A 20,195-nucleotide genomic window follows, 5' to 3' on the forward strand; every position below is an offset into this window, starting at 1 on the left:
GGGCCCTCAATCACTTCGCAGAAATAGCGCCATCCACGAGGGTTTGCGCTTCCGCGACCAATTGCTTGAGGTGGTCATCGCTGATGAAGCTTTCTGCGTAAATCTTGTAGATGTCTTCAGTACCCGACGGACGCGCCGCGAACCAGCCGTTTTCGGTCATGACTTTCAGGCCGCCAATGGCCTGGTCGTTGCCCGGCGCGTGACTGAGGATGTTCTGGATTGCCTCACCTGCCAGTTGGGTCGAAGTCACCTGATCCGGCGACAATTTACTCAGCAGCGCTTTCTGCTCAGGGTTGGCCTTGGCATCCACCCGGACCGAGAACGGCTCGCCGAGCTCGTCGGTCAAGGCGCGATAAGCCTGGCTTGGATCACGACCGGTGCGGGCGGTCATTTCTGCCGCCAGCAGGGCCGGAATCAAACCATCCTTGTCGGTGCACCAGACGCCACCGTCCTTGCGCAGGAAGGACGCGCCGGCGCTTTCTTCGCCGCCAAAGCCCAGGGAGCCATCGAACAATCCGTCGGCAAACCACTTGAAGCCCACCGGCACTTCGTACAGGCGACGACCCAGACGCTTGGCAACGCGATCGATCAAGCCGCTGCTGACCACGGTTTTGCCCACGGCCGCATCGGCGCGCCATTGCGGACGGTTCTGGAACAGATAGTCGATCGACACTGCAAGGTAGTTGTTCGGCGCCAGCAAACCACCGGACGGGGTCACGATGCCGTGGCGGTCGTGATCCGGGTCGCAACCGAATGCCACGTCAAAACGATCCTTCAGGCCGATCAGGCCTTGCATGGCGTGAGTGGACGAGGGGTCCATACGGATCTGGCCATCCCAGTCGACGGTCATGAAGCGGAAAGTCGGGTCGACCTGCTTGTTGACCACTTCCAGGTCCAGACGGTAATGCTCGGCAATCGCCGACCAGTAGCGCACCCCTGCTCCGCCCAGCGGATCGACGCCCAGTCGCAACTTGGCATCACGAATGGCGTCGAAGTCGATCACGTTGATCAGGTCGGCGACATAGGTGTTGAGGTAATCGTGGCGATGCGTCGTGCTGGCCTTCAAGGCCTGCTCGTAGCTGATGCGCTTGACGCCGGCGAGCTTGTTGCTCAACAGCTCGTTGGCCTTGGCTTCGATCCACTTGGTAATGTGGGTGTCGGCCGGGCCGCCGTTGGTTGGGTTGTATTTGTAGCCACCGCTTTGCGGCGGGTTGTGCGACGGCGTGATGACGACACCATCCGCCAGGCCCGACGTGCGCCCACGGTTGTAGCAGAGAATGGCGTGGGAAATCGCCGGTGTCGGGGTGTACTCATCGCCTTCGGCGATCATCACCGTCACGCCATTGGCGGCCAGCACTTCCAGGGCGCTCGCGCCGGCCGGAGTGGACAGCGCGTGAGTGTCGATGCCGACAAACAGCGGGCCGTCGATGCCTTGGGCTTCGCGGTACAGGCAGATCGCCTGACTGATCGCCAGCACGTGCCATTCGTTGAAACTCAGGTCGAACGAGCTGCCTCGGTGCCCGGACGTGCCGAAGGCGACGCGCTGGGTGGAGATGGCGGCATCGGGCTGGCCAGTGTAATAGGCCGTGACCAGTCGCGGGATGTCGACCAACAGTTCTGCCGGTGCCGGTTTGCCCGCAAAAGCACTGAGTGTCATGCAAAACCTCTGAAATAGAATGGTTCAGGAATGGGGAAGCAGTTTACTGGCAGTTTGACCGCGGCGCGACGTTAACGATCCCGGCTGATCAACGCGCAATGTTAGAAATCCCGAGACACGCCGTGGACGTCGTGCGCCCCACCTCAGTCGATCGATTCCAGTCGCAGCGCATCCCCCAGCAAACCCAGGGCGGTGGCCAGGTCGTGGTCTCCGGGGAAGGTATGACTCAGGCGCAAGTGCTGGGCATGCAAGCCGTGGAGGCTGAACAGTTCGCCCGGTGCGATCACCATCTGGTGCTTGAGCAGGCGCTGGAATACTCGACGCACATCCACCTGGCGCAACGAGCGAACCCAGATCGTCGCGCCCCCGTGGGGCTCAACGAAGTGCAAGGCGTCGCCCAGACGCTCCTGCAACAACTGGGTCATCTGCACCTTGCGGTCCTTGAGCAACCGGCGCAACACCTGAAGATGCTGATCAATCCGGCCGTTGCTGTACAGGCGCGCGATGGCTTTCTGGCGAATCGGTGACAAACGGAATGAGCGCAGCAAAAACTGCCGTTGCAGTTCGCCGCGCAGAGGCCGCGAGAGCAGATAGCAGTAAGGCGCCTCCGGGCCGATGATTTTCTCGAAACCGGAAAACACGATGAGCCTGTCGGGGTCCAGCAGATCGCGAAATCGCCGACCATCCGGTTCGAACCCGAGCTCGCCATAACAGTCATTTTCCAGCACCCAAGTGCCATGCAGCTCCAGCAACTGCGCGATGGCTCGCCGGTTGTCGTCAGGCACCAGGCTGCCTCGCGGCATGTTCAGCCCGGATGAAACCATCACCAGTCGCACCGGTTCGGTTTCCAGCAATTCCTGGAGTCGTTCGAGGTCGAGGCCCCCGCAGGCTTGCACGGCCAGTTCGATCACCTGCACGTCCGCCTGTTGCAGCAAACGCAAAATCGTCCAGTCGCACGGGGATTCGACCAGCACCGTGGCGCCTTTGAGACACAACACTGCGATGACTATTTCCAGCACACCACGCAGATCAGCGCCGATGTACACGTCATCAGCATGCCAGCAGCGCACCGGCGACGTGGTGTAGCGTGCCGCCAGGGCGGTTCGCAGCTCCAGTTCGCCACAGGGTTGCGAGGACGAATGCGGCTGGCGCGGATACTGGCGCAACAACTCTCTTTCCAGCAGCAGCAAAGGCCTGTCGAGCGGCTGCAACAACGCCGGCTCATCGCTGCTCATCACCAGCATTCCTGGGCGCCTGGCATTGGCATAGACGGTTTCGAGCAGGTCATTGCCGCCGCCGGACGTATTGATGGAGGACACTGGAAACGCGTAATAGCCAGACTTGGCAACCGAATAGACACGCCCTTCCTTCTCCAGCAACGAATACGCGTACTGAATGGTCGAGATCGACACGTTAAGACGATCCGCCAACTGGCGCAGTGAAGGCAGGCGGACTCGTCTGTCGTTGGCCGGCTCATTGATCAGTTGAGTCAGGTACCGGTACACCGCCTGATAAGCGAAATCAGTTTCTCGTGGCCCTTTCATCGAAAAGGGCCGGATACGGTAACGGTCAAACCCGGCACGCTCAATGCCCTGCTGACCATTCACTGGCCACGGCCGTGTCTTCGGCATCATCGGCCGCTTCGGTTTGCACACCCGTCTCACGCATCCCGTTCCCCCCTGCGGCCAGCGGGCTCATGCGGTAAAGCTTGCCGATCAGGCTGACCGACAACCCGCTGACATCAACCATCCATTGCAGGACCTGTTCCGGCGCAGGATTGCCCTGCATGGCCCGGTGCAAGTCAGGTATCGCCACGATCATGCCGGGGTGGCACTGGCGCAGAAAACGCTCAAGCCCGGCGCCATGCTCGACAAACGGTGAAAAGAGCAGGCACAAAAGCTGTGCCTCGCTCAAGCCCAAGTTCCGTTGTGCCTCGGTTGAGGCCTGCGCGCGCAGCTCGGTTAGCGCCGCCGGGTTGCCAAATGCCTCCATCGCCTGTTCGCACAAGCGTTCGGGAAGTTGTTTGCGGCGCATCATCACCAAGGCTCGTTGCAGGTATTGCGCGACACCGGCCTCGTAGCTGCGCCCCTGTACGTAACACGCTTGCAGACCCCGAAGGTGCGCAGAGATAGCGGGCGTGACGTACTCGTTATCACTGAGCTGGGCTGCCAGCTCGTCAGGCTGAAAGCCGAGAAACTCGGTCAATAACGGCCAGCGCTCTTCCAGGCTACTGACCAGCATGTCGTGAAGATCGATGAAGGTGGTGCGGCGACAGGCTTCAAATCGCTCGGCAGGACGCCATTGCGTCTGGATAAGCTCAGGATAAAACGCGCGGTAGCCATCGCCGCCCAGCTCATCAATCAAGGCGAACAGCTGCTCGTAGCCCATTTCATGGTGATCCGAAGTGCGCAGCCCGGCCTTGGTGGTCGCACGTTTCAACCCGTCGAGAAACTGCTTCTGCTGACGAGGTGTGTCGCCGCTGACCAATGCATCGACACCGCGATCCCAGCGCGCGATCTGTCCATAGAACTCGGCGCTGGCCAGATACCCGTCGTCCCACAGATCCAGGGCCCCGCTCCAGTTGCGACGGTGGCCGACCATCAGCAGGTTGAGCCGATTCGACTCGCGGCCGGCTTCGGAGATCGGCGCCAGGTGGCTGAATGGCAAGACTTCGCGGCCATCGACCATCAAGACTTCGACCCGAGGATCGTCATACAGGAACAAAGCGCTGTAGCTGCGATGGATATTGTCCAGGGCCAACGGGCTGGCATCGTTCAAACGCAACGTCGCAACGCGTAGCTGGAACGTCGCGGGCGCCCGGCCGGCGATACTCAATTGTGCGGCGCGCAGCAGCGCCAGGGTGTAGCAGCTGTCTCGGGACCCGGACTGGATCGCCAGCACCTTGTATTCGCCAATACGCTCCATGCCCCCAGCGGCGACCACCAGGCGCTGAATCATGAGCTGCAACGCCGTGCGTTCGGCTCGCGAGAAAAAACTCAGCAAACGCTGCAGCACTTGCAGATAGACATAGTTCATCGCTTGATCATGGATGTGGGTCATCTTTATTTACCTGATACTCGTAAGTTCGTTATCGCAAACAACAACGCATGCACTACAAGAGGATTGCCGACCACGACTTGAAGTGCTGGACTTTATTTTAAAAGGCTAGCACTAAAACTCTTGGCAATTATTTGAAATGATTGAGCTTGAGCTTCGATCCTCTCACTGAGAAACGACCGCAAAGCCCCGTGGCGTCTGCGGGCCAAGGCCGCGCGCAACGTCCTAGGAAATGTCCGACAGCGTCCCACAGACATGTAGTACAGAAAATAGAGAAAGAAGTTGCGCACAGTTTTTTCGTCACTGCACGACATAGAACGATGGGTTGAATATATATCAACGGGGAGCATTGAACAGTATCGGTCTGATACCCAGCCATGACTCATTCCTTGAGATGAAAGTAATCATCCAATTATCAGGGCTTATAAACTGATTAGAAGATACAGATTGAGAGCAAAAACCAGTTCAGTTGCTGAACTGCCCCATTGGCACGCCAATGGATCGTCTCGTTTTGGAAGGAGGCTGCACGCAAAAGAGTCCGTGCGAGCACGGACTCTTGCTGGAGGGTTAAACCGGTTCGACCTGGAGGGCGACCCGTTCGCGGCATGGGCATTCGTCCATGTAGCGGTGAGCTTCGACAAACTCGGCGAACGGGAAGACCCGAGTCTTGAGCGGCAGCAGAACGCGGTCGGCGGTCAGCTGGTTGATATCGCGCAAGGCACGTTGCAGTGCGACCTGGTCCTGGATGATGCCCAGTTCCGGCTTGCCGGTGAAGTTGCCGATGCAGTGCACAAAGAACTGGATGTTCTTCTGGAACGCTGCGCAGGCCGGGAATGGCGTCTGGTTGCCACCTTGCAGGCCATACAGCACCAGGCTGCCACGCGGTGCGAGCACATCGCCGAGCAATGACATCTGCGGACCGCCGAGACCGTCGAACACCACGTCCACGCCACGGTTATCGGTGATTTTGTTGATCCGAATGAGCAGATCTTCTTCTTCGGTGACGATCACTTTCTCGGCACCCAGCGACAGCAGGTATTCACGCTCATCCGCTGTTTTGGTGGCCGCAATCACTCGCACGCCCAGGGCTTTACCCAGTTGTACGAAGGACGGACCGGCACAGTGACTGGCGTCGGTCACCAGGGCAAATTGCCCGGGTTTGACCCGTGCCAGGTCAACGTAGGCGAAATAAGCGATCAACAGCGGCGTGTAATGCACGCTAGCCTCGATCGGGCTCAGGACGTCCGGGTACCGGGTCAGTGCCGAGCGCGGCAATACGATCTGCTCGCCGTAGACCGGATAGTCGTTCGGGCTTTCTGCCGGGAAACTGGCGACCTTGTCACCCACTGCCAGGTCATCGACCCCGTCACCGACGGCGGTAACGACACCAGACATTTCATGACCAAGGCCTGAAGGCAGACGTGCATGGGACGACGCCAGGTTCTGGCGCCAGAGAATGTCGTACCAGCTGATGCCAATCGCCTCGACGCGCACCTGCACTTCGCCCGGTGCAGGCAGAGCGGCCGTATGCTCTTCGCATTTGAGCACCTCGGCTGGACCAAACTTGTGAAAACGAATCGTGCGGGACATCGCAAACCTCGTCAAAGAAACCTCTAATGCCCTGAACTCTATCTGGGCTTTCTACCCAAGACTATCAGTGGCTATTAATAGTCGACATGCCTGTCATTGATTCCGCAGCGCCGGCAACATCGTCAAATGACATAGGAAACCGTAGCAGCCTTTGTAGGAAATCTGAATTACTCGGTGCAGAGTACCAGTCTTTCCCCGTAAGATTCATGCCGGCCATTGTTCTTATGTGGCCGCTCACGTCAAGTTTGCTGACTCTGCCAGGACTCCAGATGAATCGTAATGACCTGCGTCGTGTCGACCTGAACCTGTTGATCGTATTCGAAACATTGATGCACGAACGCAGTGTGACCCGCGCTGCGGAGAAGCTGTTCCTCGGCCAGCCGGCCATCAGTGCGGCGCTTTCGCGCCTGCGCGGGCTGTTCGATGATCCGCTGTTCGTGCGCACAGGCCGCAGCATGGAGCCGTCCGCCCGGGCGGTGGAAATCTTCGCCCTGCTCTCTCCGGCACTGGACTCGATTTCCACCGCGGTCAGCCGTGCGGCGGAATTCGACCCGGCCACCAGTACCGCGGTGTTCCGCATCGGCCTGTCGGACGACGTCGAATTCGCCTTGCTGCCGATGCTGCTCAAGCGCCTGCGCGCAGAGTCGCCGGGGATTGTGCTGGTGGTGCGTCGGGCCAACTACATCCTGATGCCGAGCCTGCTGGCCTCGGGCGAGATTTCCATCGGTGTCAGCTACACCGCCGACCTGCCGGCCAATGCCAAGCGCAAGGTACTGCGTCGCAGCTCACCGAAGCTGTTGCGTGCGGACAGCGTGCCGGGGCCATTGAGCCTGGATGATTTCTGTGCACGACCACATGCGCTGGTGTCGTTCGCCGGTGACCTCAGCGGCTTTATAGATGAAGAGCTGGAAAAACTCGGACGCAAACGTCATGTGGTGCTCGCGGTGCCGCAGTTCAACGGGCTGAGTACACTCATCAGCGGCACCGATATTGTCGCCACCGTCCCTGACTACACTGCCGATGCATTGACGGCGGCCGGCGGTGTGCGCGCTGAAGATCCGCCGCTGCCGGTGCGCAGTTTCGAATTGCACATGGCTTGGCGCGGGTCGCAGGATAACGATCCTGGGGAGCGTTGGCTGCGGTCGCGGATTCAGATGTTCTTTGGGGATCCGGACAGTCTGGCCTGAGTCTGGTTTTTGTATGGGGGCTGATGGACTCTTCGCGGGCAAGCCTCGCTCCTACAGTGATCGCGTTCTCCTGTAGGAGCGAGGCTTGCCCGCGAAGACCGTGACTCGGTTTCATGCCTTACTCTTGCACCCACGGCAACACAGAATTGTCATCAGGCGAGTTGATAGCCTGCTAGCGTGAGGTGCATGCTAGAGAGCTCGCTTTGAGCTTATATCATTCCGAATGATAGTTACCTTTGCCTCATTCGATTCGTGCGATACAGCCCCGCCGAGCATCATCCGTCCATTCTTAATACATTGGCGGATGCATCCATGGAACAGTCACTCAAACATTTGCGCTTCCCGTTGGCCATGCTGGCCGTGCTGGTGATGAGCGCCTGCGGCAAGGCTCCGGAAACTGCCGCCACGATGCCCGCGGCCAAGGTCAGCGTGGCCAAGGTGCTGGAACAACCGGTCAATGAGTGGGACGAATTCACCGGGCGCCTCGAAGCGCCAGAAACCGTAGAAATTCGTCCACGGGTGTCCGGCCAGATCGATGAAGTCGCTTTCACTGAAGGCGCATTGGTCAAGAAAGGCGACCTGCTGTTCCAGATCGACCCGCGTCCGTTCCAGGCTGAGGTTCGCCGCCTCGAAGCCCTGGTTGCTCAATCCCGCGCCAACGCCACCCGCAGCGAAAACGAAGCTCAGCGCGGTGAACGCCTGCGTACCAGCAACGCGATTTCCGCTGAACTGGCTGACTCGCGCACCAGCGCGGCCCAGGAAGCCCGAGCCGCCGTTGGCGCCCTCCAGGCTCAACTGGACCTGGCCAAACTGAACCTGAGTTTCACCCGCGTGACCGCCCCGATCAGTGGCCGCGTCAGCCGCGCGGAAATTACCGCCGGTAACCTGGTGACCGCCGATACCACGCCGCTGACCAGTGTGGTGTCCACCGACAAGGTCTACGCCTACTTCGATGCCGACGAGCGTGTGTTCCTCAAGTACACCCAACTCGCTCGCCAGGGCAAACGCGGCGCAACCACCCCGGTTTACCTAGGTTTGTCCAACGAAGACGGCAACCCGCACCAAGGCGTGATGAACTTCGTCGACAACCAGGTCAACCCGAAAACCGGCACCATCCGCGGTCGTGCGGTGTTCGACAACACTGACGGTCAATACACCCCCGGCTTGTATGCCCGCCTGAAACTGGTCGGCAGCGGCACCTACTCCGCCGTCCTGATCAACGACGAAGCGGTCGGTACCGACCTCGGTAAAAAGTTCGTGCTGGTGATGGATGCCGACAACAAGACGGCGTATCGCTCGGTCGAATTGGGTCCGAAGATCGAAGGTCTGCGCATCGTGCGCAACGGCCTGAACAAGGACGACACCGTCATCGTCAAGGGTCTGCAACGGGTTCGCCCTGGCTCACCGGTCACCCCTGAAGTGATCCCGATGGCCAGCGAGCAAACCCTCGCCGCTCTGGCACAACAACGACAAGCGCTGGAAGCCAGCAACCTGCCCCAAGTCGCGCCTGCCAAGGTCGCGCCGGGTTCGGTTGTGAAAGTGGCTGCTGCGACCCCACGCGGTTAAGGGATCTTTACGATGAATTTTTCCCAATTCTTCATTTCACGGCCGATCTTCGCAGCGGTACTGTCGCTGCTGATCCTGATCGCCGGCGCCATCTCGCTGTTCCAGTTACCGATCAGCGAATACCCGGAAGTGGTACCACCGACCGTTGTGGTCCGCGCCAACTTCCCGGGTGCCAACCCGAAAGTCATCGGTGAAACCGTGGCCGCTCCGCTGGAGCAAGCCATCACCGGCGTCGAGAACATGTTGTATATGTCCTCGCAGTCCACCGCTGACGGCAAGATTACCCTGACCATCACCTTTGCGCTGGGCACCGACCTGGACAACGCTCAGGTGCAGGTGCAGAACCGCGTGACCCGGACCGAGCCAAAGCTTCCCGAGGAAGTGACGCGCATCGGTATTACCGTGGACAAGGCGTCGCCCGACCTGACCATGGTGGTGCACTTGACCTCGCCGGACAAACGCTACGACATGCTCTACCTGTCCAACTACGCCTTGCTCAACATCAAGGATGAGCTGGCGCGCCTGGGCGGTGTCGGTGATGTGCAGCTGTTCGGCATGGGCGACTACTCGCTGCGGGTGTGGCTCGATCCGAACAAGACCGCTTCGCGTAACCTGACCGCAACCGATGTCGTGACCGCGATCCGTGAACAGAACCGTCAGGTGGCTGCCGGTGCATTGGGCGCGCCACCTGCGCCGAATGCCACCGCCTTCCAGCTGTCGGTGAACACCCAAGGTCGTCTGGTTTCTGAGGAAGAGTTCGAGAACATCATCATTCGCTCCGGCGACAACGGTGAAATCACTCGCCTCAAAGACATCGCTCGCGTTGAACTGGGTTCCAGTCAATACGCCCTGCGTTCCTTGCTGAACAACCAACCGGCGGTGGCGATCCCGATCTTCCAGCGTCCGGGTTCGAACGCTATCGAAATCTCCAATGAAGTGCGCGACAAGATGGCCGAGCTGAAGAAGAACTTCCCGGAAGGCATGGACTTCAGCATCGTCTATGACCCGACGATCTTCGTGCGCGGCTCCATCGAAGCGGTGGTTCATACCCTCTTCGAAGCACTGATCCTCGTTGTGTTGGTGGTGATTCTGTTCCTGCAAACCTGGCGCGCCTCGATCATTCCATTGGTCGCTGTGCCGGTGTCGCTGATCGGTACCTTCGCGGTGATGCATTTGTTCGGCTTCTCGCTGAACGCCTTGTCACTGTTCGGATTGGTACTGGCGATCGGTATCGTGGTGGACGACGCCATTGTGGTAGTGGAGAACGTCGAAAGGCACATCGAGCTGGGAGAAACGCCCGTCGAAGCCACCAAGAAAGCCATGCGTGAGGTGACCGGGCCGATCATCGCGACGGCGCTGGTGCTGTGTGCGGTATTTATCCCGGCGGCGTTCATTTCCGGACTCACTGGCCAGTTCTACAAACAGTTTGCCCTGACCATTGCCATCTCGACCGTGATCTCGGCGTTCAACTCGCTGACACTGTCCCCTGCCCTGGCCGCCGTGCTGCTCAAGAGCCACGATGCGCCGAAAGATCGCTTTACCAAAGTGCTTGATAAACTGTTGGGCGGCTGGCTGTTCCGTCCGTTCAACCGGTTTTTCGACCGTGCCAGCCATGGCTATGTCGGCACCGTAGCCCGGGTTATCCGCAGCAGCGGTATTGCCCTGCTGTTGTACGCAGGCCTGATGGTGCTGACCTTCTTCGGTTTCGCCCACACCCCGACCGGTTTCGTACCCGGCCAGGACAAGCAATACCTGGTGGCTTTCGCACAATTGCCGGACGCCTCGAGCCTGGACCGTACCGAAGACGTGATCAAGCGCATGTCCGACCTCGCCCTGAAACAGCCAGGCGTGGAAAGTGCGGTTGCGTTTCCAGGCCTGTCGATCAACGGCTTCACCAACAGTCCGAACGCCGGCATCGTGTTCGTGACCCTGAAGCCGTTCGATGAGCGTAAAGACCCGAGCATGTCCGCCGGTGCGATTGCCGGTGCCTTGAACGGTCAGTACGCCGGGATTCAAGAAGCCTACATGGCGATTTTCCCGCCGCCGCCAGTACAAGGTTTGGGCACCATCGGTGGTTTCCGACTGCAGATCGAAGACAAGGGCAACCTGGGCTACGACGAGCTGTACAAAGAAACCATGAACATCATCAACAAAAGCCACAACGTGCCGGAACTGGCCGCCCTGTTCACCAGCTACACCGTGAACGTGCCGCAGGTCGATGCCGCTATCGACCGGGAAAAAGCCAAGACCCACGGCGTGGCCGTCAGCGACATCTTCGACACCCTGCAGATCTACCTGGGTTCGCTGTATGCCAACGACTTCAACCGTTTCGGCCGTACGTATCAGGTCAACGTTCAGGCCGAGCAACAGTTCCGCCTCGAACCCGATCAGATCGGTCAGTTGAAAGTGCGTAACAACAAAGGCGAGATGATCCCGCTGGCGACCTTCATCAAGGTCAGCGACACCTCGGGGCCGGATCGCGTGATGCACTACAACGGCTTCATCACCGCTGAAATCAACGGTGCGGCAGCCCCCGGCTACAGCTCCGGCCAAGCCGAAAAAGCCATCGAGAAACTGCTCAAGGAAGAACTTCCGAACGGCATGACCTACGAGTGGACCGACCTGACCTACCAGCAGATTCTGTCCGGCAACACCGCATTGTTCGTGTTCCCGCTCTGCGTACTGTTGGCGTTCCTGGTACTCGCGGCTCAATACGAAAGCTGGAGCCTGCCACTGGCAGTGATCCTGATCGTACCGATGACCCTGCTGTCGGCCATCACCGGTGTGATTGCTTCGGGAGGCGACAACAACATCTTCACCCAGATCGGCTTGATCGTACTGGTGGGACTTGCCTGTAAGAACGCGATTCTGATCGTCGAGTTTGCCAAGGATAAACAGCAGGACGAAGGCATGAGCCCGCTGGCTGCGGTACTGGAAGCTTGCCGCCTGCGTCTGCGCCCGATCCTGATGACGTCTTTCGCGTTCATCATGGGTGTCGTGCCTCTGGTGTTCTCCAGCGGTGCCGGTGCCGAAATGCGTCACGCCATGGGTGTGGCGGTGTTCTCTGGGATGCTCGGGGTGACCTTCTTCGGCCTGTTGCTGACGCCAGTGTTCTACGTGTTGATTCGTAATTTTGTGGAGCGCGGTGAAAAGCGCAAAGCGGCCAAGGCGCACAATCTTCAAAAGCAACTGGAGGCGCAACAATGAGCTTGAAAGCCTTCCTGCCGAGCCTTCTGGTACTGGCCTTGAGTGCCTGTGCCGTTGGCCCGGACTACAAGACCCCAGCCACTGAACCGGCCAACATCACCACGGCCACCGATGGTGCCGCGGGTCAGAAGAACTTCGACCGTTCGCGTTTCGAAGGCATCTGGTGGCAGCAGTTTGAAGACCCGACGCTGAACCAGCTGGTGACCGAGTCGTTGAAAGGCAACCGCGATTTGCGCGTAGCCTTTGCGCGCTGGAAAGCAGCGCGAGCGATTCGCGACGACGTCAGCAATGACGCGATGCCGACCATCACCAGCCGAGCCAGCAGTGATCTGGGCAAAGGACAGATTCCTGGCCAGACCACCAAACGGGTCAATAGCGAACGCTACGATCTGGGTCTGGACATGGCGTGGGAGATCGACCTGTTCGGCCGTATCCAGCGCAACCTGGAATCTGCCGACGCCGAACAGCAGGCGATCGAAGCCGATCTGTACCAACTGCAAGTCACCATGATTGCCGAACTGGTGGACGCCTACGGTCAACTGCGCGGTGCGCAACTGCGGGAAAAGATCGCGCTGGCCAACCTGAACAACCAGCAGGAATCGCGCAAGATCACCGAAAGCCTGCGTGATGCCGGCGTCGGCGACCAGCTCGATGTGGAACGCGCCGATGCCCGCCTGGCGTCCGTTGAAGCCAGTGTGCCGCAATTACAGGCTGAGCAGGTTCGGCAGAAAAACCGCATCGCCACCCTGTTGGGTGAACGTCCGGACAAGCTGACCGTGGACTTGGGTCCGAAGGACTTGCCGGCCATTGCCAAGGCTTTGCCGATTGGTGATCCGGGCGAGTTGCTGCAACGTCGTCCGGACATACTGAGCGCCGAACGCCAACTGGCCTCCGCCACCGCGCGGATCGGCGTGGCCAAGGCTGATTTGTTCCCGCGTGTCAGCCTTAGCGGCTTCCTCGGTTTCACCGCCGGGCGCGGATCGCAGATCGGTTCCTCGGCGGCCAACGCCTGGGCGCTGGGCCCAAGCATTACGTGGGCCGCCTTCGACCTGGGCAGCGTGCGCGCGCGTCTGCGTGGCGCCGATGCGGATGCCGAAGGCGCTTTGGCAACCTACGAGCAGCAGGTGTTGCTGGCCCTGGAAGAATCGGAAAACGCTTTCAGTGATTACGGCAAACGGCAGCAACGGTTGATTTCGCTGATTCGTCAAAGCGAATCGAGCCGCGCCGCCGCCGACCTGGCTGAAATTCGCTACCGCGAAGGCACGGCGGACTTCCTCGTCCTGCTCGATGCTCAACGCGAACGTCTGGCGGCGGAAGACACGCAGGCCCAGGCTGAAGTCGATCTGTATCGCGGCATTGTCGCGATTTACAAAGCCCTAGGCGGTGGCTGGCAACCAGAAACCGTGGCCAGCAAGTAACGTTTCAAACGAGCTCTTTTGGTTGGCCGCAACCAACCAATTTCTTTGCCCCGCGCCTCATTCGGTCGCGGGGTTTTTTTTGCCTGCCCAAAAGGCAATACAAATCCCTGTGGGAGCGGGCTTGCCCGCGATGACGGTTGCACATTCAACTTTGATGGCGGCTGACCCACCGCTATCGCGGGCAAGCCCGCTCCCACAGGGTTTAACGGTGATCCTCCGCCCTACGTGTTTCGTCGACGGTGACGGTGGCCGTGGTCCCGGCACGCAGGTTGTTTTTGCCGGCGTAATCGGCATCGATCTGGATCCGCACCGGCACTCGCTGTGCGAGTTTGACCCAGGTGTAGCTCGGGTTGATGTTGGCCAGCAGGCGACCGCCCGGCAGGTTCTCCCGGTCGGCAATCGCAAAGGCAATGCTTTGGACGGTGCCGCCGAAGGTCTCGCCGCTCATCAATTCGATCCTGACGTGGTCGCCCTCCTCTATTCGTGGCAGCTTGGTTTCTTCGAAGTAGCCGCTGACATAAAACGAATCGCTGTCCACCAGCGCCAGCAGCGCGCCACCCGCAGTGGCATAGTCCCCCTGACGGGTCAGCAGATTGGTGACATAACCACTGACAGGCGCTTCGACCCGGGTGCGCTGCAAGTCGAGTTCAGCCTGGGTCAATGCGGCGATCGCCAATTGCACATTGGCCTGAGCCAAACCCAGGTTGGCCTGGTTACGCAGCAACTCTGCCTGCGCCACAGCGACGTCGGTGCTGGATTTCTCCCACTCCTCGCCTGAAATTGCGGCGCGTTCCTTGAGGGTGCGACGCCGGCGTTCTTCGCTCTGACGCTGCCTGAGCAGTGCTCCGCTGGCGACAATCGTCGCTTCGGACTGCCCGAGGGAGGCTTTCGCCACTTCCACCGAACGCCGGGCATGTTCCACCGCCAGCCTGTAACGCGCAGGGTCGATCTCCAGCAACAGCTGGCCCTTGTCGACATGCTGATTGTCCTGCACGCGAAGGCTGACGATGCGCCCCGCAACATCGGCGGACAAGGTCACCACATCGGCACGCACCCGTGCATCTCGCGTCCAGGGTGCGCGGGTGTAATGCTCCCAGGCGAACCAGCCCAGCACAAAGGCCAGCAACACCACCGCCACGGTCGCGAGTCGGGAAAGGATCTTCTTCACCGCATCAAGCTCCCATCACCAGAATCAGCGTCGCGCAAACGCAGGCGTACAACGCACCTTCGAACAACGCTTCATGCCAGACAAACCGCAACACGCCCAAGCGGCGCAGGATCCAGTCCAGCAGCAGGTAAATCGGCAACGCCAGCAGCAACGCCTGGGCGATTGGCGGCAAGTAGACGCCACCCACTTCCAGATCAATGGGCAAGGGCCGGTACTCCTTTCACGTCTACGGATTGAAAGTGGATGCGATGCCGCTGCAGAAATGACACCACGATCAGCAATGCCACGCGCATCCTGAAGACTGACCACAGGTGTTCATGAACGTCCAGATGCAAGTCGTCCATTTCATCGCCCAGGACATGCAAGGTTTCGAGCAACTGTTCAAGATCAATCCCGGGCCGCCCGGCGATCAACCGCCCTGTCTCGCGGACCGCTCCCAACAAACGGTTTTGCTGTTCCGTGCTCAGCAACGTGTTGCTTTGTCCCTGTTGCCTGAGCTGGTTCAACGCCACGCCCAGTGCCATGCAGCCCAGGCTGACTTCGAATAGCTCGCTGGATTGCTTGTCATGGGTGGCCGGCAACAGTCCCAGCATCATGGTCAAGCGATCGACCATGCGACTTTCAAAGGCAAATTGCTGCTCATCGGTGGCCGGGGTTTTCAATAGAGCGTAGACCTGCTCGCAGTTCTCATTGAACAGCCGGCGCATCCGCAAAACCGGCCTGAACGGGAAGATCAAGGCGTAGACACTTAACGCCAGGGACGCTGCGCAGATATACGCGCCAGCAAACTCGAACCATTGAATGGCGGTGTTCTGACCGGTGCCGACGTTTTGCGGGCCCAGCAACAGCATCGTCGTCAGTCCAAGACCAATGCCGGTGCCCGTGGTCGGCGGACTGGACAGCCCCACCGCGACGGCATACAGCAAAGGGGCCAACAACAAAGCGAGTAATTCGAAGTTGCTGATCATCGGTATCAGCAGGAACAGATACACCGCCGACACCACCAACGCCAGGCCCAGTCCTCTGGCAAAGCTTTGGCTGGCCAGCAACGGTCGCGGAAAAGTCGCCATCAGCGAACACAGAATCCCCGTCACAATCATCCCGCCACGAGCCCCGTCCCAACCGGTCTCGATCCAGATCAGGCCGGCCACCATCAACGCGGTAAAGGCCCGGATCGCGTTCATCGACGCCAGGGTGAAATCCAGGTGCAAGGGGTTGTCCTGGCCGCGAAACATGCTACTGGCTGGGCGCCCGTCCTGAATCGCGTCGCTCAGTTCCAGTATCTGCGCCAGTTGCTCCAACATCCGCGCCTGCTCCCAGCGCAGCGCCCAGGCCAGTGAACGCAGCGTGGCCGGCATCGTCTCGGTAAGCTGCTCGGCCTTGTAGGCCTGGTCATCGAATCGCTGTTGCAACGCCCCGAAATGGTGACGCGCCTCGGCTGACAATGAACGTCCCTTCTGGGCCAGTTCGTCGAGAAAAACCAGTTCTTCGGCGCGTAAACGCTGGATCTCTTCTGGTAACGCGCCTTTCCAGCGCTCAGTCAGCAGTTCTCGCTGATGGCGCAGCGCCGTCAGCCGCGACGTCAGCAGCACCAGCTGATTACCGAGCAACTGCACCAGACCATTGGCGCTGCGCAAACGGGGGGCATCGTAGTACAAATGCCGACGGACACCCTCCAGGGCGCTGATCGCGCCGAGCAGCTGCATTTGCCGACGGTGGAAATCGTCCTCGCTTTCTTCGGTGCGGATGACGGCGGCAGCGTGGGTGGCAAGCAGCTTGATCACTTGATCGACCTTGGCAAAGTAATCCCGGGCCACAGCCTCCGGTCGCGCCGTGAGAAGGCTGACCACGCACACGCAGGCCACCGCCAGCAGCGTCTCGGTCACGCGGGTGACGGCCAGCAGGAACGTGCCGTCCTGATCCGGCACCGCCAGCAGCGCCACGACCACCGCTGTGTAGCCACTCAGGACAAACGCCTGGGAACTGGTGTAACGCAGCAACGTGCCACCGGCGGTACACAACGCCAACCACAAGGCCAGGGTGAGGATGAAAGGCATCGGCGCCTGGGGAAAGATCGCCATGATCACCACCGCTACCGCCGCGCCCAGGGTGGTGCCGATCACCTGGCCGAAACTGCGCGCCAGCACCATGCCGCCCAATGGCTGGCTGATAATGACCACGGCCATGATCGACCATTTGGGCTGGTCGAGGTCGAACAGAAAGGCCAGATACAGCGTCAAAATCCCGGCCGTGATGGTTCTCAAGGCAAACAACAGCACCCCTGGGCCTGGGTTGAGTATTGCCTTGAAGTATTGAAGAAGCGGTTGCATGGGCATGCTCATCGAGACATCTCCAGCAAGCGTAGTCACTGCTTCCAGACCTCGACAGGTTTCAATGTCGACGGGGCCTGTAGGCAAAATCACTGATCGGCCAGACTGCCTTGAATCGGCTGACACACAGACTGAAGCCAGTCAGGGTTTGACTCACAGCCGTGCCTGACCGAAGCTGACGGCTTTGCAAAAGCTTGCCAGCTCCCGGATTCCTGCATGCCCCAGTCCCGCCGCTACCTGATCATCAGCCTCTGCGTCCTGTTTGCCATCGGCCTCGCCTGGTTGTTCCTGCGCAGCTCTGCCCCGGTGGTGCCGGAAGCGATCAAGCGCGGCTTCACCGAAGCCCTGAACCAGGCTCGCGCGGGTCAACCGGGTGCGGCGCGGGTCCTTTATCAGCAGTTGGCCCGCCCGGATATCTCACCGAAGCGACGCATCTGGCTGCACGCCGAACTGCCCAACTACCCGAGCTCCGTGGCCCTGAAACTGGCGGATGCGGACTTGCAGCATGAATCGCCAGACGTGCGCATCGCGGCCATCAAAAGCATCAGCGGGCTGGTGCCCAACGGGCAACGCAGCCTGTTGATCGGGCCGTTGCTCGATGACAGCGAACAGAAGGTCCGGTTTGCCGCCATCAATGCACTGCTGGGGCTTTCGCCAGATGATCTTGGCCTGTACTTCGGCCCATTGCAGCAGGCGATCGACGCCTGGGAGCTGGTGCTCAAGAGCGCCCCTGAAAGCGCCGACAACTACTATCAGCGCGCTCGGCTGCACCTGCACAACGCCGAGTTGAAAGAAGCCCAACAGGCCCTTGAACAGACCTTGCGCCTCGACCCCGGCAACCTGCCGGCCCTGGTGATGCAGATCGAAGTGCTGGATAAACAGGGTCAGAGCGATGCCGCCCGGCAACTGTTGGCCAAACAGTTGAAGGCTCAACCGGATTCGGCCTACCTGCAACATGCCCTGGGCCTCTGGTTGCTGCACCACGGCCAAAGCGAATTCGCCCTGCTCGGTCTGTCCAAAGCCGTGGAGCTGGAACCGGACAACAAGGATTACCGCTACGACCTGGCCACCACGCTGCACGGTGAAGAAGAGCTGGAAGCGGCGCAGAAACAGTTGCAGGAAATCGTTCAGCGCCACCCGGCCGATCGCAAGGCCCGCGTGCTGTTGATCAATTACTGGAAGGAAAGCGGACAACTGCAGAACGTGCAGATCCTGCTGGCGCAACTCGAGCAACTCAACCCGGACGATCCAGCGCTGCAACAAGGCCTGTAAACAACTCCCCGTGTAGCAGCGGCCGAAGGCTGCGTTCGAATGCGCAGCGCTCGCCGACCAACCGATGGCGGGCGCTACACACCCGAACGCAGCCTTCGGCACCCGCTACAGATTACGTAGAAGAAAGGTTGAACCGTCGTCTCGGCCAAAGGTCAAGTGATCAGGTAGTCCATTCAGGCGCTTCAGGCCTGCTGCCTCGCTTCCCCTAGTCATGAGAGGGCTTTTTTTGTCTACATCTAACGAGTTGTTCAGTGCAAAAGCCGCCACCGGCATCGAAGGTCTGGATGACATCCTGGCCGGTGGATTGTCCCGCGGCCATGTGTTTTTGCTTGAGGGTGAACCCGGAACCGGCAAAACCACCGTCGCCTTGCATTTTCTGTTGGCCGGCGCCCGAGCCGGCGAACGCTCGTTGTACATCACCCTGTCGGAAACCGAACGTGAGCTGCGCCAAGGCGCGCTGTCCCACGGCTGGGAGCTGGATGAAAACATCCACATCTTCGAACTGACACCGCCGGAAAGTCTGCTCAATGCCCAACATCAGCAAAGCCTGCTGTACTCCTCGGACTTGGAGTTGGGTGAAGCGACCAAGCAGATTTTCGAAGTGGTCGAACGGGTCAAACCGACCCGCGTGGTGCTCGACAGCCTTTCCGAGATCCGCCTCCTGGCCCAAAGCTCCCTGCGCTACCGGCGCCAGATCCTCGCGATCAAACACTACTTCGTGCGCTATGACGCCACCGTGGTGTTGCTCGACGACCTGACCACCGAATCCCTCGACAAGACCGTGCACAGCGTCGCGCACGGGGTGATTCGCCTGGAAGAATTGACCCCCAACTACGGCGCCGAACGGCGGCGAATCCGTGTGGTGAAGTACCGTGGCCAGAAATACCGTGGCGGCTTTCACGACTTCACCATCATGGGCGACGGCGTACACGTGTTCCCCCGGCTGGTCGCTGCCGAGCACCGCGGCGTGTACATCCGCCAGCAGCTGACCAGCGGCATCAAGGAAATGGACGCCCTGCTCGGCGGCGGAATCGAGACCGGTTCCAGCACCTTGATCCTCGGCCCGGCCGGTACCGGCAAGTCGCTGATCTCGATGATCTTCGCCGCCGCCGCCGTGGCCCGGGGCGAAAAAGCCGCGCTGTTCATTTTCGATGAAGAACTGGGGTTGCTGTTCGAGCGCATGAGAAACATGGGCATCGATTTGAAGGCCCTGCAAGACACTGGCAACCTGCTGATCGAACAAGTGGATGCGGCGGAATTGTCCCCCGGAGAGTTTTCCCACAGGGTGCGTCGTTGCGTCGACGAGCGCGACATCAAGACCGTGGTGATCGACAGCATCAACGGCTATCAAGCCGCGATGCCTGAAGAGAACGCCCTGGTGCTGCACATGCACGAGTTGCTGCTGTACCTCAATCGCCGAGGCGCTGCGACGTTCATGACCGTCGCCCAGCATGGTTTGGTCGGCGACATGCAGGCCCCGGTGGACATCACGTATCTGGCCGACACGGTCATCCTGCTGCGTTACTTCGAAGCGCTGGGCAAGGTTCGCCGGGCCATCTCGATCATCAAGAAGCGCACGGGCAGCCATGAGTCAACCATTCGTGAATACCGCATCGGCTCGCAGGGCATGACCATCGGCGAACCACTGGAAGCCTTCCAGGGCGTGCTGCGTGGCGTACCCACCTATCTGGGCGCGAGCAATCCATTGCTCGGGGATCAAACCCCGTGATTGCCCAGGAAGCG

13 protein-coding genes are annotated in these 20,195 nt (G+C 60.0%); 6 read left to right on the top strand and 7 right to left on the bottom strand.

The window, feature by feature from the left end; all coding sequences use genetic code 11:
- Window positions 1–10: 10 nt before the first annotated feature.
- The 4 genes from pgm to ACA057_RS16550 all read right to left on the bottom strand — a co-directional run bounded on the left by pgm (window position 11) and on the right by ACA057_RS16550 (window position 6,304).
- Window positions 11–1,657 carry a phosphoglucomutase (alpha-D-glucose-1,6-bisphosphate-dependent) gene (gene pgm / locus ACA057_RS16535; RefSeq protein WP_497340472.1) on the bottom strand — a complete coding sequence of 549 codons (1,647 nt, stop codon included), beginning with the start codon at window positions 1,655–1,657 and terminating at the stop codon, window positions 11–13.
- 143 nt (window positions 1,658–1,800) lie between these two features.
- On the bottom strand, window positions 1,801–3,201 hold the full coding sequence (locus ACA057_RS16540) for an aminotransferase-like domain-containing protein (protein ID WP_497340474.1): 1,401 nt from the start codon (window positions 3,199–3,201) through the stop codon (window positions 1,801–1,803).
- 40 nt (window positions 3,202–3,241) lie between these two features.
- On the bottom strand, window positions 3,242–4,717 hold the full coding sequence (locus ACA057_RS16545; protein ID WP_497340476.1) for a hypothetical protein: 1,476 nt from the start codon (window positions 4,715–4,717) through the stop codon (window positions 3,242–3,244).
- A 564-nt stretch (window positions 4,718–5,281) separates the two neighbouring features.
- Window positions 5,282–6,304 (bottom strand): zinc-dependent alcohol dehydrogenase family protein, encoded by a 1,023-nt coding sequence (locus ACA057_RS16550; protein WP_497340478.1) that lies wholly within the window; start codon window positions 6,302–6,304, stop codon window positions 5,282–5,284.
- Between the two features lie 269 nt (window positions 6,305–6,573).
- On the opposite strand from ACA057_RS16550, the gene ACA057_RS16555 reads away from it, so the two are divergent.
- From ACA057_RS16555 to ACA057_RS16570, 4 genes are all read left to right on the top strand, one after another.
- Window positions 6,574–7,491: a LysR family transcriptional regulator gene (locus ACA057_RS16555; RefSeq protein ID WP_401352954.1), complete on the top strand. Its 918-nt coding sequence runs from the start codon at window positions 6,574–6,576 to the stop codon at window positions 7,489–7,491.
- A gap of 312 nt (window positions 7,492–7,803) precedes the next feature.
- Window positions 7,804–9,057: a multidrug efflux RND transporter periplasmic adaptor subunit MexE gene (mexE, locus tag ACA057_RS16560; RefSeq protein WP_497340480.1), complete on the top strand. Its 1,254-nt coding sequence runs from the start codon at window positions 7,804–7,806 to the stop codon at window positions 9,055–9,057.
- Between the two features lie 12 nt (window positions 9,058–9,069).
- Window positions 9,070–12,264: an efflux RND transporter permease subunit gene (locus ACA057_RS16565; RefSeq protein WP_497340482.1), complete on the top strand. Its 3,195-nt coding sequence runs from the start codon at window positions 9,070–9,072 to the stop codon at window positions 12,262–12,264.
- Window positions 12,261–13,682 (top strand): efflux transporter outer membrane subunit, encoded by a 1,422-nt coding sequence (locus ACA057_RS16570; RefSeq protein WP_497340484.1) that lies wholly within the window; start codon window positions 12,261–12,263, stop codon window positions 13,680–13,682. Before ACA057_RS16565 ends, ACA057_RS16570 begins: the two co-directional genes overlap by 4 nt.
- Before the next feature lie 202 nt (window positions 13,683–13,884).
- On the opposite strand, the gene ACA057_RS16575 is transcribed toward ACA057_RS16570, so the two are convergent.
- From ACA057_RS16575 to ACA057_RS16585, 3 genes are read right to left on the bottom strand one after another with little or no spacing between them, the layout of a single operon-like run.
- Window positions 13,885–14,850 carry an HlyD family secretion protein gene (locus ACA057_RS16575; protein WP_497340486.1) on the bottom strand — a complete coding sequence of 322 codons (966 nt, stop codon included), beginning with the start codon at window positions 14,848–14,850 and terminating at the stop codon, window positions 13,885–13,887.
- Window positions 14,851–14,854: 4 nt separating this feature from the next.
- Window positions 14,855–15,055 carry a DUF1656 domain-containing protein gene (locus tag ACA057_RS16580; protein WP_059405193.1) on the bottom strand — a complete coding sequence of 67 codons (201 nt, stop codon included), beginning with the start codon at window positions 15,053–15,055 and terminating at the stop codon, window positions 14,855–14,857.
- The gene (locus ACA057_RS16585) at window positions 15,045–17,192 is read right to left on the bottom strand and encodes an FUSC family protein (RefSeq protein WP_497340488.1); all 2,148 of its coding nucleotides are present in this window, start codon (window positions 17,190–17,192) and stop codon (window positions 15,045–15,047) included. The genes ACA057_RS16580 and ACA057_RS16585 overlap by 11 nt, the downstream gene beginning before the upstream one ends.
- A gap of 204 nt (window positions 17,193–17,396) precedes the next feature.
- On the opposite strand from ACA057_RS16585, the gene ACA057_RS16590 reads away from it, so the two are divergent.
- Both ACA057_RS16590 and ACA057_RS16595 read left to right on the top strand, forming a co-directional pair.
- On the top strand, window positions 17,397–18,452 hold the full coding sequence (locus ACA057_RS16590; RefSeq protein ID WP_497340490.1) for a tetratricopeptide repeat protein: 1,056 nt from the start codon (window positions 17,397–17,399) through the stop codon (window positions 18,450–18,452).
- A 226-nt stretch (window positions 18,453–18,678) separates the two neighbouring features.
- On the top strand, window positions 18,679–20,181 hold the full coding sequence (locus tag ACA057_RS16595) for an ATPase domain-containing protein (protein ID WP_497340492.1): 1,503 nt from the start codon (window positions 18,679–18,681) through the stop codon (window positions 20,179–20,181).
- Window positions 20,182–20,195 lie beyond the last annotated feature (14 nt).

Source organism: Pseudomonas sp. LBUM1661, from assembly GCF_059695925.1.

Coding starts and splice junctions, on each gene's coding strand:
- ACA057_RS16570 (WP_497340484.1), top strand. CDS start 12,261: ATGAGCTTGAAAGCCTTCCTGCCGAGCCTTCTGGTACTGGCCTTGAGT.
- ACA057_RS16585 (WP_497340488.1), bottom strand. CDS start 17,192: ATGAGCATGCCCATGCAACCGCTTCTTCAATACTTCAAGGCAATACTC.
- ACA057_RS16545 (WP_497340476.1), bottom strand. CDS start 4,717: ATGACCCACATCCATGATCAAGCGATGAACTATGTCTATCTGCAAGTG.
- ACA057_RS16555 (WP_401352954.1), top strand. CDS start 6,574: ATGAATCGTAATGACCTGCGTCGTGTCGACCTGAACCTGTTGATCGTA.
- ACA057_RS16540 (WP_497340474.1), bottom strand. CDS start 3,201: ATGAAAGGGCCACGAGAAACTGATTTCGCTTATCAGGCGGTGTACCGG.
- pgm (WP_497340472.1), bottom strand. CDS start 1,657: ATGACACTCAGTGCTTTTGCGGGCAAACCGGCACCGGCAGAACTGTTG.
- ACA057_RS16550 (WP_497340478.1), bottom strand. CDS start 6,304: ATGTCCCGCACGATTCGTTTTCACAAGTTTGGTCCAGCCGAGGTGCTC.
- ACA057_RS16590 (WP_497340490.1), top strand. CDS start 17,397: ATGCCCCAGTCCCGCCGCTACCTGATCATCAGCCTCTGCGTCCTGTTT.
- mexE (WP_497340480.1), top strand. CDS start 7,804: ATGGAACAGTCACTCAAACATTTGCGCTTCCCGTTGGCCATGCTGGCC.
- ACA057_RS16565 (WP_497340482.1), top strand. CDS start 9,070: ATGAATTTTTCCCAATTCTTCATTTCACGGCCGATCTTCGCAGCGGTA.